This is a genomic window from Pseudomonas sp. SWRI92 (assembly GCF_014268685.1).
Taxonomy (GTDB): Bacteria; Pseudomonadota; Gammaproteobacteria; order Pseudomonadales; family Pseudomonadaceae; genus Aquipseudomonas; species Aquipseudomonas marvdashtae.
On the sequence record NZ_JABWQY010000010.1, the window covers coordinates 11,783 to 28,477 of the forward strand.

A 16,695-nucleotide genomic window follows, 5' to 3' on the forward strand; every position below is an offset into this window, starting at 1 on the left:
ACGTCCTCCGTCAGAGCGGGACGCAGAGCGTCCCATGAGGCATTCCCACGCAGAGCGTGGGAATGATCGGATCAGCCTTGGAAACTCGGCAACAACGGCGCCGTGACCAATGCATTCAGGCACCGACTCGCCAGCAACTCAGTGGCCGCATTGATGTCTGGCGCAAAGAAGCGGTCCTTCTCGTAAAACGGCACCTCGGCACGCAACAGGGCCCGGGCCTGCTCCAGCTTGGCAGAGGTCTTCAAGCCGCCGCGCAAATCCAGCCCCTGGCAGGCCGCCAGCCATTCCACCGCGAGAATCCCCCGGGTGTTCTCGGCCATTTCCCACAGGCGCTTGCCGGCGGCAGGGGCCATGGAAACATGGTCTTCCTGGTTGGCCGAGGTCGGCAGGCTGTCCACCGAATGAGGATGGGACAGCGCCTTGTTTTCACTGGCCAGGGCCGCCGCGGTCACCTGGGCAATCATGAAGCCGGAGTTCACCCCGCCATTGGCCACCAAAAACGGCGGGAGTTGCGACATGTGCTTGTCCATCATCAGCGAAATGCGCCGCTCGCTCAGGGAGCCGATCTCGGCAATCGCCAGGGCCATGTTATCGGCGGCCATCGCCACCGGTTCGGCGTGAAAGTTGCCGCCGGAAATCACGTCGCCCTCGGCGGCGAACACCAGCGGGTTGTCCGACACGGCATTGGCCTCGATCACCAGCACCTCGGCGGCCTGGCGGAACTGGGTCAGGCAGGCGCCCATCACTTGCGGCTGGCAACGCAGGGAGTACGGGTCCTGGACCTTGTCGCAGTTCTGGTGCGAATCGGAAACTTCGCTGCGCTCGCCCAGCAGATCGCGATAGGCAGCGGCGGCATCGATCTGGCCTTTCTGGCCACGGGCGGCATGGATGCGTGCGTCGAATGGCGAGCGCGAGCCGAGCACCGCTTCAACGGTGAGGCTGCCCAGGACCAGGGCACCGGCGAACAGATCTTCACCTTCGAACAGGCCACGCAGCGCAAACGCGGTAGAAACCTGGGTGCCGTTGAGCAGCGCCAGGCCTTCCTTGGCTGCCAGGGTCAACGGCGCGAGACCGGCGACTTTCAGCGCGTCGACAGCGGGCAGCCATTCGCCCTTGTAGCGGGCCTTGCCCTCGCCCAGCAGCACCAGGGACATGTGGGCCAGCGGCGCCAGGTCACCGGATGCACCGACCGACCCCTTGAGCGGAATGTGCGGGTAGACCTCAGCGTTGATCAGCGCAATCAGCGCATCGATTACCTGCCGGCGGATGCCGGAAAAACCCCGGCTCAGGCTGTTGACCTTAAGCACCATGACCAACCGCACCAGCGCATCGCTGATTGGTTTGCCGACACCGGCGGCATGGGACAGCACCAGGGAGCGCTGCAGGTTTTCCAGGTCCTCGCTGGCGATGCGGGTCGAGGCCAGCAGGCCGAAACCGGTGTTGATGCCGTAGGCGGTGCGATTCTCGGCGAGGATTTGTTCCACGCACGCAACACTGGCTTCAATTTGCGCCGACGCGCTGGCATCCAGGCTCAGGGTGACCGGGTGCTGATAGATGTCACGCAATTGAGCCAGGCTCAATTGGCCGGGAATAAGGTTCAAGGCAGTCATGTAGTGCTCCTTTTGAGAGTTTTGTTTTTTCACCCGCCAGTCGCTCCGGAATGTTCCGTTATCCGTCACCTTCGCTTTTTGGGCGATGCCTTGTGGGCTATAGGTGTCTTGGCACGCTGGCGCTATTTTTCGATCAATTCAAATTCGGTAAAACACTGTGCAGCACGTTCGGGTCTTTGAGCAGCCCGGCGGCGGCAGCGATGTCCGGCGCCAGCCAGCGGTCCTGGTCGTAGGCCGGGACGCGCTCGCGCAGCAGTTTCCAGGCGATGTCGGTGCCGGCGCCAAAGCGCTGCTCCTTGAGAAATTCAAAGGACTGGGCCGCCAACAAGTATTCGATGGCGAGGATCTGTGTGCAGTTTTCCAGCGCCCGGTGCAGCTTCAGGGCCGCGTTGGTGCCCATGCTCAAATGGTCTTCCTGCAAGCCGGAGGTGACGAAATTGTCCAGCACCGCCGGCTGCGCCAACTGGCGATTTTCCGCGCACAGCGACGCAGCGACGTATTGCACGATCATCATCCCCGAATTCACGCCGGGGTTGGCGACCAGGAAGGCTGGCAAGCCGCTGACATGGGGATTGATCAGGCGATCGAGGCGGCGCTCGGCGATCGAGCCGATTTCCGCCATGGCAATCGCCAGCAGATCCGCCGCCAACGCCACCGACTGGCCATGAGGATTGGCCTGGGACATGACCCGGAAATTTTCCGGCGTGCCCAGCAGCAGCGGGTTATCGGTAGCGGCGTTGAGTTCGGTTTCGATCTGTTGCCGGGCATGGGCCAACTGGTCGCGAGCCGCGCCGTGCACCTGGGGGATCGAGCGGATGCTCAAGGCGTCCTGGGTGCGGATGCCCAAGCTCGACGCGATGACTTCGCTGCCGTCGAGCAGCGCCCGCAAATTGACCCCAACCTGCTGCATGCCCGGGTGCGGCTTGAGGGCGATGACTTCGGCGTCGAACGCGGCGATCTGGCCGCGCTGGGCCTCGAAACTCATGGCACCGATCACGTCGGCCCATTGCAACAGCCGCGTCGCATCGGCCAGGGCCAGGCAACTGAGGCCGGTCATGCACGGCGTGCCGTTGACCAGGCACAAACCGTCCTTGGCCCCCAGTTGCACCGGTTGCAAACCCTCTGCGGCCAGGGCCTGTTGCGCCGGGACTACTTGCCCGCGATAGCTGACCTGGCCGACGCCCAGCAGCGCGATGCCGATGTGGGCCATGTGGGTCAGGTAACCCACCGAACCCTGGGACGGCACTAGCGGCGTGATACCGCGATTGAGCAGCGCCAGCAGCGCTTCGACCACCCGCCGATGGATGCCGGACTTGCCTTGGCTGTAATTGAGGATGGCCGCGCAGAGAATCGCCCGAGTCTGCTCGTCGGAGAGCGCCGGGCCGACGCCACAGGCATGGCTGAGCAAGGTGTTGCGTGATAACTGGCTAAGTTGTTCGTCCTTGAGCGAGACATTGCACAAGGCGCCCAGGCCGGTGTTGACGCCATAGGCGCGCTCGCCGCTTTCGACGATGCGCTGGACGATGGCCTGGGCATTGTCGATCCGCGCCCAGGTCTGGGTCGACAGCTCAAGCACAGCGCCGAAGCGCGCGACGGCGACGACGTCCTGCCAGCGCAACAGGGCGCCGGTGATGATGATTTTTTCAGCCTGGGACATCTCAAACCTCATTCAAATTCTCCCGCGCCACAACAGCCTGTCAGCCAAAAATAGCTGTTCAGCTGCCACATCAGTCTCACACCACCGCCGCCCTGCGCTGTACAAACCGATCGACATACTCATCCGCCGGCGAGTGCAGGATCTCCCGCGGCGTGCCGACCTGGATCAGCTTGCCGTCCTTGAGAATCGCGATGCGGTTGCCGATGCGCACGGCCTCGTCGAGGTCGTGGGTGATGAAGACGATGGTTTTGTGCAGGGTCTTTTGCAGCTCCAGCAACTGATCCTGCATTTCTGCGCGAATCAGTGGGTCAAGGGCGCTGAAGGCTTCGTCCATCAGGATGATGTCGGTGTCCGCCGCCAACGCACGGGCGAGGCCGACGCGCTGGCGCATGCCGCCGGAGAGCTGGTGCGGGTATTTGTTCTCGTAGCCTTTCAGGCCCACCGTGTTGATCCAGTGCAGCGCCCGTTCGGCGCACACCTGTTTGCTCTCGCCGCGTACTTTCAAGCCGTAGGCGACGTTGTCCAGCACGCTCTTGTGGGGCAGCAGGCCGAAGCTCTGGAACACCATGCTGATCTTGTGCCGGCGAAATTCGCGCAGGGCGTCCATGTCCAGTTGCAGGATGTCTTCGCCGTCCACCAGGATCGCGCCACTGGTAGGGTCGATCAGCCGGTTGAAGTGGCGCACCAACGTGGACTTGCCGGACCCGGACAGGCCCATGATCACGAAGATCTCACCGGTGCCGATGCTCAGCGACAGGTCGTTCACGCCGACTACGCAACCGGTTTCGGCCAGCACCTGGTCCTTGGTCTTGTTCTGGCGAATCAGCTCCAGGGCTTCCTTGGAACGATTGCCGAAAATCTTGAAGACGTTCTTGACTTCGATCTTGCTGACGGCTGCGTTGCTCATTTGCTCACCTCATGCCGAGGACGACCATAGGCCTGGGTAATGCGGTCGATGACCACGGCGAGAATCACAATGGCCAGCCCCGCTTCCAGGCCACGCCCGACGTTGAGGGTCTGGATACCCACCAGCACGTCTTCACCCAGGCCACGGGCGCCGATCATCGAGGCGATGACCACCATCGACAGGGCCATCATGGTGGTCTGGTTGATCCCGGCCATGATGCTCGGCAGGGCCAGGGGCAATTGCACGCCGAATAGCTGCTGCCAGCGGTTGGCGCCGAAGGCGTTGATGGCTTCCATCACCTCGCCGTCCACTTGGCGGATGCCCAGGTCGGTCAGGCGAATCAACGGCGGCGCGGCATAGATCACCGTGGCGAAAATCGCCGGGACCTTGCCCAGGCCGAACAGCATCAACACCGGAATCAGGTACACGAAGCTCGGCATGGTCTGCATGATGTCCAGCAACGGCATCAGCACCGAACGCAGGCGATTGCTGCGCGCCGAGAGGATGCCCAGGGGAATGCCGATCAACACCGAGATCAGGGTCGCCACCAGCATCAGCGCGAGGGTCTGCATCAGCTTGTCCCACAGGCCCACCGCACCCACCAGGAACAGTAGGCCGACGATCACTGTCGTGGCGACGATCTTGCGGGTGGCGTGCCAGGCAATGCCACCGACAATCGCCAGCATCAACCACCACGGCGCCATGCGCAGCAACCCTTCGAGGTTGACGATGGCCCATAGCAGGGTCTCGGAGATGTGCCGGAACACATCGCCATAGTTGGTCACCAGGGAATCGACCCAACCGTTGACCCAGTCGGCGATAGAGAAGGTAAAGCTTTCGGGAAACATAAGAGACTCTCGATCAGGTGGATGCGGTGAACGTCCCGGCCAGCCCTACGGTTGGCCGGGAAATATTCGACCTACAGAGCCGCGTCGATTTTCTTGGCAGCGTCTTCGCTCACCCAGGCGTGCCAGACTTCAGGATGTTCCTTCAGGAAGATCTTCGCCAGTTTCGGCGACTCGATCCGCTCTTTGGCCATGCGCCCGAGGTTCTGGTTCAGGATATCGATTGGCAGGTTGACCTTTTCCAGCACCGCCACCAGTTCCGGGGCCTGGTCGTGAAAGGTCTTGGACAGGCCGACCTTGATGCTCACGCTTTTATCCACACCCGGCTTTTCTTCCAGCTTGACCAAGTCCACCTGGCCCATCAGCGGCGTCGGCGACCAGTAGTAGAACAGGATCGGCTCGCCACGCTTGTAGCTCGACAGCACCGCGGCATCCAGCGCCGGGCCGGTGCCTGGACGGAAGTTGGTGTAGGTTTTTTCCAGGCCGTAGGTTTTCAGCATTTCGCTGTTGTCCAGCTCACAGGTCCAGCCGGCCGGGCAGTTGTAGAAACGGCCCTTGGATGGCTCTTCCTGATCCTTGAACACGGCGGCGTATTGGCCCAGGTCAGCGATGTTCTTCAGGCCCGGCGCCTTGGCTTCAAGCTTGCGCTTGGCATCGCCTTCGATCACGTAGCGCGGCACGTACCAGCCTTCGATGGCGCCCACCACCGGGGCACCGACGCCGACCACCTTGCCGGCCTTCTCGGCCTTGTTCCAGACTTCACTGCGGCCGACCCACTCTTCGGCAAACACCTGGATGTCGTTGCTGCTCAGGGCGTTTTCCATGGTGATGGAGTTGCCGGGCAGGCTGTCGGTCTTGCAGCCGTAGCCTTTTTCCAGCACCACTTGCATCACGTCGGTCAGCAGCATGCCGCTTTCCCAGTTCAGGCCGGCAAACTTCACCGGTTTACCCGACTCGCACCAACCAGCCGCTTGCGTGGCGCCGGCGCTGGCCAGCAGGCCCATGGTCAGCAATGTGGTCAGCAGGGTCTTGTTCGACTTCATTATGTGACGCTCCTAATCAGTTGGATTGGCTTACGGCAGTCAAGAGGCATCCAGCCCTGTCAACGTCCCATCAGACCGCTTGGATGCGGCCCGCCCTGCTCGGTTGTGCGTCAACCGCGTCCTGCTCGAGCGGCAGGATCAATTGATCGGGTACTGCGCTGTGCCACTTCTTGGCGAGGACGTAGTACAGCGCCGCCGGGACCACCAGGCCGATGATCCAGGAGATGTCCACGCCGCCCATGGCCTTCACCAGCGGACCGGTATAGAACTTGGTGGCAATGAATGGCAGTTGAACCAGTACCCCGAAGACATAGACGCTGATGCCGAGGACGTTCCAGCGACCATAGCGACCGTTCGGGTCGTTCAGTGCCGGCACGTCATAGCGCTCACGCGTGATGCAGTAGTAGTCCACCAGATTGATCGCGCTCCAAGGCGTAAAGAACGCCAGCAAGAACAGAATGAAAGACTTGAAGGCACCGAGGAACGAGTGCTGGCCGAGCAGCGCGATCAGGGTTGCAGCGCCGACGATGACCAGCACGAAGACCAGGCGCTGCACGCGCGTGACGTTCACGTGCCCGCGGAACCCGCTGATGATGGTCGCGATGCACATGAAGCTGCCGTAGGAGTTCAGCGTGGAGATGGTGACCTTGCCGAACGCGATGCTGAAGTACAGCAGCGCAGCCGTCGCACCGGTTCCTCCCAGGCCAACGATATAGGCCACTTCGTGACCGGCGAACTGCCCGTTGGCCGAGGCGGCGGCAAACACGCCGAGGATCATCGCCACTTGTGCGCCGATGACTGAACCGGCGCCGGCGGCGAAAAAGGTTTTCACCGAGGAGGTCTTGCTCGGCAAGTAACGCGAATAGTCCGCCACGTATGGGCCGAAGGCGATCTGCCAGGAAGCCGCGAGCGACACCGCCAGCAGGAAGCTGCTCCAGCTGAAGTGGCGGATCTGCAGGAGTGCGCCCACGTCGGTCTGGTTGATCAGGCGAGCGAACAAATAAACGAAGGCGATCACACCAATAACGCTGGCGACACGGCCAATGAAATGGATCACCCGATAACCGAGCACCGTCACCAGCACGATGACACTGGCGAAAATGAGGATGCCGACACTGTCGCTGACGCCAAACAACTGGCCCAGCGCCTGGCCGGAAAGCACGGTTCCGGTGGCGGTGAAACCCAGGTACATCAGGCACACCAGCACGATCGGGATAGCCGCGCCATATACACCGAACTGCACCCGGCTGGAGATCATCTGCGGCAGGCCCAGCTTGGGCCCTTGGGCCGCATGCAAGGCCATGACGCCACCGCCGAGCACTTGGCCGATCAGCAAACCGATCAACGACCAGAACACATCGCCGCCCAGCACCACCGCCAATGCACCGGTGACGATGGCTGTAATTTGCAGGTTGGCACCCATCCAGAGGGTGAATTGGCTTAACAGCCGGCCGTGCCTCTCCGCTTCCGGGATGTAGTCGATCGAACGTTTCTCGATCAACTTGCTGCTTGTGCGCGTGTTGGTGACAGCCATGGTTCAACCTCTGTGGATTGTTCTGGTTAGGGCAGTGCTTTCGGCGCGGGGTTACTTGCCCGTGATCATTGGCAGGTTCAGCCCCTGCTCCTTCGCGCAATCAATGGCGATCTGGTAACCGGCATCGGCGTGACGCATGACACCTGTGCCCGGATCGTTGTGCAGCACCCGGGCAATTCGCTCGGCCGCTTCGTCGGTGCCGTCGCAAACGATGACCATGCCCGAATGCTGAGAGAAGCCCATGCCGACGCCGCCACCGTGGTGCAAGGACACCCAGGTAGCGCCGCTGGCGGTATTGAGCAAGGCGTTGAGCAACGGCCAGTCGGATACGGCGTCGGAACCGTCCTGCATGGATTCGGTTTCACGGTTAGGGCTGGCGACGGAGCCGGAGTCCAGGTGGTCGCGACCAATGACGATCGGCGCTGACAATTCGCCGCTGCGCACCATTTCGTTGAACGCCAGGCCCAACTTGGCGCGCTGGCCCAGGCCGACCCAGCAGATACGTGCCGGCAAACCCTGGAAGCTGATGCGCTCGCGGGCCATGTCGAGCCAGTTGTGCAGGTGGGCGTCGTCGGGGATCAGTTCCTTGACCTTGGCGTCGGTCTTGTAGATGTCCTGCGGATCACCGGACAGCGCCGCCCAACGGAATGGGCCGATGCCACGGCAGAACAGTGGACGGATATAGGCCGGAACAAAGCCGGGGAAGTCGAAGGCATTTTCGACGCCCTCTTCCTGGGCCATCTGGCGGATGTTGTTGCCGTAGTCAAAGGTCGGCACGCCCATTTTCTGGAAGGCCAGCATGGCTTTGACGTGGACGGCCATCGATTGCTTGGCGGCTTTCACCACGGCGGCGGGCTCGGTCTTGGCGCGGGCGCGGTATTCGTCCCAGGTCCAGCCGGCCGGCAGGTAACCATTGAGGGGATCGTGGGCGCTGGTCTGGTCGGTGACCATGTCCGGACGCACACCACGCTTGACCAGTTCCGGTAGGATTTCAGCCGCGTTGCCCAGCAGCGCAATGGAAATCGCCTTGCCTTCTTTGGTGTATTTGTCGATGCGCGCCAGGGCGTCCTCGAGGTCAGTAGCCTGCTCGTCGACATAACGGCTGTTCAAGCGGAAGTCGATGCTCACCTGCTGGCATTCGATGTTCAGCGAGCAAGCACCGGCCAGGGTCGCGGCCAGGGGTTGCGCGCCACCCATGCCGCCGAGGCCGGCGGTCAGGACCCAACGGCCCTTGAGGTTGGAGTCGTAGTGCTGGCGACCGGCCTCGACGAAGGTTTCATAAGTGCCTTGCACGATGCCCTGGCTGCCGATGTAGATCCAGCTGCCGGCCGTCATCTGGCCGTACATGGCCAGGCCCTTGGCGTCGAGTTCGTTGAAGTGCTCCCAACTGGCCCAGTGCGGCACCAGGTTGGAGTTGGCGATCAGTACGCGTGGGGCGTTGCTGTGGGTCTTGAACACGCCCACCGGCTTGCCGGATTGCACCAGCAGGGTTTCGTCATCGTTCAGGTTGGTCAGGCTTTCGACGATCTTGTCGTAGCACTCCCAGTTGCGCGCAGCGCGACCGATGCCACCGTAGACCACCAGCTCCTTGGGGTTCTCGGCCACTTCAGGGTCGAGGTTGTTCATCAACATGCGCAGCGGCGCTTCAGTCAGCCAGCTCTTGGCGGTCAGCGTATTGCCGCGAGGCGCGCGGATTTCAACGTCACGGTATTTTTCAGGTTTGCGGGTAGCGTCGGTCACAGCAAAAACTCCTCAGCGATCAATCCAGACCAGCCCGGGCAGTGGGCAGCGATTTCTACGAACGTTGCGTTGAATATCGGCGACTCATACGCATACGTCTTTACTTGTATGTACAAGCATATGCAATCGAACGGCCAACTTGCTGGAGGCAATGTTCGGGAACGGTTGGGGAATTGGCTGAAAGCCTTGTGATTTAAGGCCTACTGAGCTGCATGAAATTTTTGAAGAGGGTGTTCGAGGGGGCAATCGGAGCGGCACAGAAGCGTGGTATTGCGCCACGCTGGGGCGTTCGGTAACAAGTTGGTGCGCATGGAGGGAACAATGAGGTGAGCTTTTGTGGCGAGGGAGCTTGCTCCCGCTGGGCTGCGAAGCAGACCCAAAAAACAGGGCCGCTGCGCGCCCCAGCGGGAGCAAGCTCCCTCGCCACAACAGCGCTTTGGCAGGCGTCTTAGTGAGCGGTCAGCTCAATCACGCAGCATTGCCCGCAGGTGGTGATGTCCAGCAGCCCGGTGTTACCGCTCAGTTGCAGGCAGTCATAAAGCTCCAACGCCTCGACAGCCTCATCCATCTTGACCCTCAGCGTCGGAGCCGCACTGAACACCAACACCGTCCCCGCCTCGCTGAAAAACCGCTGCTGCCCACCCATCCACTGCAACCGCGCGCGGTAACGCTGTGGCGCGTAGATCAGGTTGAAGTCGCGAATCGGTCCGCCCAGCAATGTGCAGTGCACATGGCTCTCGCCGCTGAACGCGAAAGGATCCAGCGGATGCAAAGGCCGCGTGGAATGGCCATCGACGTTCAGCGTCATGCCGTCGCCCTGCAGGACACTGATGATTCGCTCATAACCGGCGAACGTGGAAAAGCCGCCAGACTCACCTATGTCGGCAATCGACAGCCGCCAGCCGAAACCTTCCAGGCCCGCGCCGGCATCGCGGGTGATCTCTTCAGTGCTGCCACCGCCATTCTTCCAAGGCATGCGCGGGTACTGCGCGGCACGTAAAACCTTCACTTGGCTCATTTATGAAAGCGCCCTTCCAAGCTGTGACGGGAGCCCGGATGGATCAGCCGCGCGGCGGTCACCGGTTGGCGCCCGGACCAGGTGCGACGACGGATCAACAGGCACGGCTCGCCCCTTTCGATCTGCAACAGCTTGCATTCGCTCGGTTCGGCCAGGATCGCCTCGACCACATGCTCGCCTTCGGTCAGCGGTGCAACCTGGTTCAGGTAGGCGTAGGGGGTTTGCACGGTGAAATCCTGCTGGAGGTATTCCGGCGCCACCAGTGCGTTGACGAAACGGTCCTCGATCTGCACGGGGATGTCGTTTTCGAAATGCACGATCAGCGAATGGAACACCTTCTGGCCTTCGCGCATGTCCAGGGCCAGCGCCCGTTCGGAACCGGCCGACTCTTCTTCCAGGGTGATGACCTTGCAGGTGTGGCGATGGCCCCGGGAGGCGATCTCGTCGGCAATGTTGTGAACTTCGAACAGCGCGGACTGGCTCTTGGGTTCGGCGACGAATGTGCCGACACCTTGCATGCGAACCAACAGGCCATCGGCGGTCATTTCCCGCAGGGCGCGGTTGATGGTCATGCGGCTGAAACCCAGTTGGCTGACCAGCTCGCTTTCCGACGGCACGCGGTAATGCGGCGGCCAGTTTCCACTGTCGATCTGCTGGGTGATCATCTGTTTGACGCGGGCGTACAAGGGCGCCGGACTGTCACCCATGTGTGCGGCCAGCGGCGGTTTGGCAGGCGGAGTCGGCACGGCGGTTCCCTGTTCTGCGAATAAGGTTGCTAGCTTGCCGGAGTTTACCGGCCAGGCAAACGTCTGTATATGTATATACAAATTACACGCACCGAGGTTCAACCCATGTCCGCCTTCTTCGCTGAGCGCGCGCTGTTGCCTGATGGATGGGCCAATGATGTACGTCTTGAGGTCAACGCCGACGGCGTCTTGATCCATATCCAGGCCGGTTCCCACGCAGACGGCGCCGAACGGCTGGCGGGTCCTTTGTTGCCAGGCATGCCGAACCTGCACTCCCATGCTTTCCAGCGGGCGATGGCCGGGCTGGCGGAAGTGGCCGGCAACCCCAACGACAGTTTCTGGACCTGGCGCGACCTCATGTACCGACTCGTCGGTAAAATCAGTCCCGATCAGCTCGGCATCATCGCCAGGCAGCTGTACATCGAGATGCTCAAGGCCGGCTACACCTCGGTCGCCGAATTCCATTACGTTCATCACGACACCGACGGCACGCCCTACGCCGACCCGGCCGAACTTGCCTTGCGCATCAGCCAGGCCGCGATTGCCGCCGGCATCGGCTTGACGCTGCTGCCGGTGCTCTACAGCCACTCCGGCTTCGGCGGTCAGGCGCCCAATGAAGGGCAGCGCCGATTCATCAACAGCACCGAAAACTACTTGAAGTTGCAGTCGCGTTTGCAGCCGGTCCTGGCCGGGCAAGCGAATCAGGCCCTGGGTTTGTGCTTCCATTCCTTGCGCGCCGTGACGCCCGGGCAGATCCAAGAGGTGCTGGCCGCCAGCGATCCCCATTGTCCAGTGCACATCCACATTGCCGAGCAGCAAAAGGAAGTCGACGATTGCCTGAGTTGGAGCGGCGCCCGCCCGCTGCAATGGCTGTACGAAAACACCGAGGTCGACCAGCGCTGGTGCCTGGTCCACGCCACTCATGCCAACCCCCAGGAAGTCAGCCTCATGGCCAGGAGCCGGGCGATTGCTGGCTTGTGCCTGACCACCGAAGCCAACCTGGGAGACGGAGTTTTCCCGGCCGTGGATTTCCTCGCCCAGGGCGGACGCCTGGGTATCGGCTCCGACAGCCATGTCTCGTTGAGTGTGGTGGAAGAGTTGCGTTGGCTGGAGTACGGCCAGCGGCTGCGGGATCAGCGACGCAACCGCCTGTATCGCTCGGATCAGCCGATGGTCGGACGCACGCTGTTTGATGCCGCCCTGGAAGGAGGAGCCCAGGCGCTGGGGCAACCCATCGGCGCCTTGGAGGTTGGCAAGCGCGCCGACTGGCTCGTGCTCGAGGGCAACGACCCTTACCTGGCCACGGCCAACGGCGACGGCATCCTCAATCGCTGGCTGTTTGCCGGCGGGGATCGCCAGGTGCGGGACGTGATGGTCGGGGGAAAATGGGTAGTCCGCGATGGACACCACGCCGGGGAAGCAGAGAGCGCCCGGGCGTTTACCCAAGTACTGCGCGAACTTCTGGGCTGACAACCCTTAACAATGTGGGACCTGACTGGCTCCCACATTCGGTCTCGGGCCTCGGTCAGTCCGACGTCTTGGCCATCTGCCGATCCGACGCACGCCAGATCAACCGTGTCGTGTCATAGCCCTGCTGGCGCGCCTTGCTCAGCAATTCTTCACGCACGTCCACATTGACAGTTGGAGAGCGGGACAGCAGCCACATGTAGCGACGGCTCGGATCGCCGACAATTGCCGTCTTGTAATCGTCGCTGACGTACAACACCCAGTACTCCCCCTTCGCCACGCCCGGCACGATCCGCGAGAACCAGTTGTCGAACTCGACCCAAAGCTTGTCGGTCTTGCCTGGCACTTGCGGGGATGCCGTGCCCCTGGCTTCCTCCCACTGCCAGTCCGACGTCAGGCAGCGGTTGAATACATCCACGTTGCCGTCAGGCTTGAGGGTGTAGTGAGCTTCGGATTGTGCGCAGTTGCGCTGGAAATACATCGGCAGGCGGGCCAACTCGTACCAAGTCCCTTGGTAACGCTTGAGATTGACACTGTTGACGGTCTTGGGCGCCAACGGGTCTACGCCAGAAGTGGCACAGCCGGCCAATACCAGGCCAGCCAAAAGCACAAAAACTAACCGCATCATTATTTTTTTCTCCCGTGGGCACTTGGCCCCGGTTTACTTCGGATTACTTCAGGCCTTGGCCGGAAAACATCAACACTTTGTCACCCGCGTACTGCACGCTGATAAAGCTTTTCTGGTCGCCCCAAGTGCAGCTGGACATGCCGAGCGCGCCCGAACAATCAGTCGGTTTCCCAAGCAACGTTTCGACCTCGGCCTTGGGCATGCCGGCCGACAACTTCGAATAGTTTTCCTGGTTGACCTTGCTGCATGCGGTCAACACGACGCACATAAACAGCAGGGCGATAGATCGCAGCGACATGGTGTAACTCCTGGAACGGAAGGGAGGTGGGCAGGGTGCCAACCTGAACCTTAGAAGAGAAAACCCCTATCTGGTTCCCCGACGAACCCAGTATTTATTGGCCGAACAGTGGTGTTTCATCGGCTTATCGTCCAGTTTGTGACGCCGTCGTGCCTTTCGTCGGGAATGGGCCGCTGACGCCTGATGGGCCGGACCTTTGCGCCGATAAAAAGTAACAGCGCAAAGTCCAGTGTTATGGCAAATTGGCGCCCCTTTCTGACCCGTCCCTCCGCGGTAGCGCTCTTAATGACCAGAAACATGAAATTCAGCCATAAAATCCTGCTGGCTGCCGCCCTCGTTGTGGCCGTCGCATTCGCCTGTTTCATCCTGTTCAACGATTACCGCCAACGACAAAGCCTCAACGCCAGCACCGAGACGTCCATGCAGGAACTCGGCAACCTGACCAGTCGTAATATCCAGACGTGGGTCGAGGGCCGTATTCAACTGCTGCAATCGCTGGCCCAGCAAATCGCCATCGATGGAAACAGCGCCGAGAGCTTGAAGCGCGCCGTGGGCCTGCCTGCCTACACCGGCAACTTCCAGCTCAGCTATTTCGGCGGTACCGACGGCGTCATGTTCTCGATACCCGCCGGCAATCGTGCCGCCGATTACGACCCTCGCGCTCGCGGCTGGTACAAGGCCGCCAACAGCGCCCAGCAAACCATCGTCACCGAACCCTACATCGCGGCTTCGTCGGGCAAGCTGGTAATCACTGTTGCCACGCCGGTACAACGCCAGAACCAGATGATCGGCGTGGCGGGAGCGGACATCGACCTGTCGAGCGTCAGCGCCATCATCAACTCGCTGAATTTCGGCGGCCACGGCCATGCGTTCATCGTCAGTGCCGACGGCAAGATCCTGGTCCATCCCGACAGCAAGCGCGTGCTCAAGACCCTCGCCGAGGCCTACCCCAACGGCGCGCCACACGTCAGCCCGGGCTTGAAGGAAGTCGAGCTCGACGGCAAGACCCAATTTATCTCCTTCACCCACGTGAATGGCGTACCCGGGGCGGATTGGTACGTAGCGCTGGTGCTCGACAAGAGCACGGCGCTGGCGATGCTCAGCGAATTCCGTACCTCGGCGCTGATTGCCATGGCCATCGCCGTGGTGTTCATCATCGCCCTGCTAGGCATGCTGATCCGCGTGCTGATGCAACCGCTGCTGACCATGGGCCGCGCCATGCACGACATCGCCGAGGGCGAAGGTGACCTGACACGGCGCCTGGTCATTCATGGCCAGGACGAATTTGGCGCCCTGGGCACTTCGTTCAACCGATTTGTAGAACGTATCCATACATCGATCCGCGAAGTCGCTTCGGCGACCGGTCAGGTCAACGAAGTGGCGCTGCGCGTAGTCAGCGCGTCCAACTCGTCGATGTACAACTCCGACCAGCAGGCGTCGCGCACCAGCAGCGTGGCCGCGGCGATCAACGAGCTCGGCGCCGCCGCCCAGGAAATCGCCCAGAACGCCGCCCTCGCCTCGCAGCATTCCAGCGAAGCCCGCAACCTCGCTGAAGATGGCCAGCAAGTGGTGGATAAAACCATCACGGCGATGCAGCAACTGTCGGCCAAGATCAGCGATTCGTGCGGCAACATCGAAACCCTGAACAGCAACACGGTGAACATCGGCCAGATTCTCGAAGTGATCACCAGCATTTCCCAACAGACCAACCTGCTCGCACTGAACGCCGCCATCGAAGCCGCCCGCGCTGGTGAAGCCGGGCGTGGCTTCGCGGTGGTCGCCGACGAAGTACGCAACCTGGCCCACCGCACCCAGGATTCAGCGCAGCAAGTGAAGAAGATGATCGAAGAGCTTCAAGTCGGCGCGCGGGAAGCGGTGCTGACCATGACCGACAGCCAGCGCCAGAGCGAGAGCAGCGTCGGCATCGCCAACCAGGCCGGCGAACGCCTGGGCAGCGTGACCCAGCGCATCGGAGAAATCGACGGCATGAACCAGTCCGTGGCGACCGCCACCGAAGAACAGACCGCCGTGGTGGAATCGATCAACGTCGACATCACCGAAATCAACACCCTGAACCAGGAAGGCGTGGAAAACCTGCAAGCCACGTTGCGGGCCTGTGCCGACCTGGAACAGCAGGCGGCGCGGTTGAAGCAGTTGGTGGGTAGTTTCAGGATCTAGCGCATGGGATACCCATCGCGAGCTGGCTCGCGATGGGGGCTCATTCAGCACCATCGACTATGATAATCCCTCTACAATTTCATCTTCTATCAAGACGACGAAACCGAGGCAGTAACCATGGACACAAAAAATATCAGTCAACCAGAGGATACAGCGGCACTGTTAATGCTGTTGGCCATCGGCAATCAGGAAATCGAAGAAAAGAAGCTTCGGGAAACTGAAGAAGTGTTCGCAGAATTGGAAGAGATGGATCTTCAATAAACGTACACGGCGAAATGCAGCGCTGAGCCGCTCCTAAGCAGTAGCACAGCTATTTAACCGTTGGCTCGCTCATCTGATCTCCTGCAAACGCACGTGTTGCGCGCAACGAACATACGTAATGGGGACGAGTCTGCTCGCGAACATCGAATCAGCTCCCGCAGCATGTTCAAAACCTGGACCCAGGTCTCTTCAAAAACTCCATCTCCTCAGCCGTCGACTCGCGCCCCAACACCGCATTGCGATGGGGAAAGCGTCCAAACCGAGCAATGATCTTCTGATGCCGTTCGGCATAATCCAGGTTGTCTTCAAACACCGCCCGCTGCGCCTGCGGCTGTTCTCGGACCAGCTCGATGAACCGCGACACGGCTTCGTTCTGTACCGCGAGGTTTTCGCAGTGTTCGAGCACGAGGTAGATGAATACCCGCTGGATCGGCTTGAGTTGCCGGTCAAACCCTGCCGCCAGGCCTTGGGCGACCAGCGCTTGGGCACGCAGGTCACCGGAAAAGCTCTTGGGCGTGTTGCGATAGATCATCCGCGGGAGTTGATCCAGTAGCAGCACCAGGGCCAGCCAACCTTCCGAGCGTTGCGCCCAATCGGTCAATCCGCCGGCCAGTGCCTGCTCGACCTGATCGCCGAAGCGCTCTTGCGCCTGGCGATCATGGCCTTTGCCGAACCACAGCTTGCCCTTTTCAGCCGCTATTTCGTCCGGCGTCTGGGCTGTACCAAACCACCAATCGAGCAACGGCTGCCAGGGCTCGGCCAT

The 16,695-nt window shown here is 61.3% G+C and carries 15 protein-coding genes; 3 read left to right on the forward strand and 12 right to left on the reverse strand.

Going from position 1 to position 16,695, the window contains the following annotated elements:
• Positions 1-71: 71 nt before the first annotated feature.
• The 9 genes from hutH (HU762_RS16395) to hutC form a co-directional block, all read right to left on the reverse strand.
• The gene (gene hutH / locus HU762_RS16395) at positions 72-1,610 is read right to left on the reverse strand and encodes a histidine ammonia-lyase (protein ID WP_186638779.1); all 1,539 of its coding nucleotides are present in this window, start codon (positions 1,608-1,610) and stop codon (positions 72-74) included.
• Positions 1,611-1,743: 133 nt separating this feature from the next.
• Entirely contained in the window at positions 1,744-3,267 is a 1,524-nt protein-coding gene (gene hutH, locus HU762_RS16400) for a histidine ammonia-lyase (protein WP_186638781.1), read from the reverse strand.
• 76 nt (positions 3,268-3,343) lie between these two features.
• Positions 3,344-4,174 (reverse strand): glycine betaine/L-proline ABC transporter ATP-binding protein, encoded by an 831-nt coding sequence (locus HU762_RS16405; RefSeq protein WP_072345081.1) that lies wholly within the window; start codon positions 4,172-4,174, stop codon positions 3,344-3,346.
• Entirely contained in the window at positions 4,171-5,022 is an 852-nt protein-coding gene (locus tag HU762_RS16410) for a proline/glycine betaine ABC transporter permease (protein ID WP_186638783.1), read from the reverse strand. Before HU762_RS16410 ends, HU762_RS16405 begins: the two co-directional genes overlap by 4 nt.
• Before the next feature lie 71 nt (positions 5,023-5,093).
• On the reverse strand, positions 5,094-6,062 hold the full coding sequence (locus tag HU762_RS16415) for an ABC transporter substrate-binding protein (protein WP_186638785.1): 969 nt from the start codon (positions 6,060-6,062) through the stop codon (positions 5,094-5,096).
• Positions 6,063-6,132: 70 nt separating this feature from the next.
• On the reverse strand, positions 6,133-7,596 hold the full coding sequence (locus HU762_RS16420) for a cytosine permease (RefSeq protein ID WP_186638787.1): 1,464 nt from the start codon (positions 7,594-7,596) through the stop codon (positions 6,133-6,135).
• A gap of 51 nt (positions 7,597-7,647) precedes the next feature.
• Positions 7,648-9,336, reverse strand: a complete 1,689-nt coding sequence (gene hutU / locus HU762_RS16425) for a urocanate hydratase (RefSeq protein WP_186638789.1) — start codon at positions 9,334-9,336, stop codon at positions 7,648-7,650.
• A 448-nt stretch (positions 9,337-9,784) separates the two neighbouring features.
• The gene (locus tag HU762_RS16430) at positions 9,785-10,354 is read right to left on the reverse strand and encodes a HutD family protein (RefSeq protein WP_186638791.1); all 570 of its coding nucleotides are present in this window, start codon (positions 10,352-10,354) and stop codon (positions 9,785-9,787) included.
• On the reverse strand, positions 10,351-11,061 hold the full coding sequence (gene hutC, locus HU762_RS16435) for a histidine utilization repressor (RefSeq protein WP_186639049.1): 711 nt from the start codon (positions 11,059-11,061) through the stop codon (positions 10,351-10,353). The genes HU762_RS16430 and hutC overlap by 4 nt, the downstream gene beginning before the upstream one ends.
• A 144-nt stretch (positions 11,062-11,205) precedes the next feature.
• Between hutC and HU762_RS16440 the strand changes: the two genes are divergently transcribed.
• Positions 11,206-12,570: a formimidoylglutamate deiminase gene (locus tag HU762_RS16440; protein ID WP_186638793.1), complete on the forward strand. Its 1,365-nt coding sequence runs from the start codon at positions 11,206-11,208 to the stop codon at positions 12,568-12,570.
• 55 nt (positions 12,571-12,625) lie between these two features.
• Here the strand turns inward: HU762_RS16440 and HU762_RS16445 are convergent, their stop codons facing one another.
• A complete protein-coding gene (locus HU762_RS16445) occupies positions 12,626-13,195 on the reverse strand; it encodes a lipocalin family protein (RefSeq protein WP_186638795.1) in 570 nt (189 codons plus the stop codon).
• A 43-nt stretch (positions 13,196-13,238) separates the two neighbouring features.
• Entirely contained in the window at positions 13,239-13,493 is a 255-nt protein-coding gene (locus HU762_RS16450) for a hypothetical protein (protein WP_003186715.1), read from the reverse strand.
• A gap of 285 nt (positions 13,494-13,778) precedes the next feature.
• Between HU762_RS16450 and HU762_RS16455 the strand changes: the two genes are divergently transcribed.
• Both HU762_RS16455 and HU762_RS16460 read left to right on the forward strand, forming a co-directional pair.
• Positions 13,779-15,671, forward strand: coding sequence for a methyl-accepting chemotaxis protein (locus HU762_RS16455; protein WP_202883643.1), 1,893 nt, complete (start codon positions 13,779-13,781; stop codon positions 15,669-15,671).
• Positions 15,672-15,788: 117 nt separating this feature from the next.
• Entirely contained in the window at positions 15,789-15,932 is a 144-nt protein-coding gene (locus HU762_RS16460) for a hypothetical protein (RefSeq protein ID WP_186638799.1), read from the forward strand.
• Between the two features lie 166 nt (positions 15,933-16,098).
• Here the strand turns inward: HU762_RS16460 and HU762_RS16465 are convergent, their stop codons facing one another.
• Complete coding sequence (locus HU762_RS16465) at positions 16,099-16,695, reverse strand: DUF924 family protein (protein WP_186638801.1); 597 nt, start codon at positions 16,693-16,695, stop codon at positions 16,099-16,101.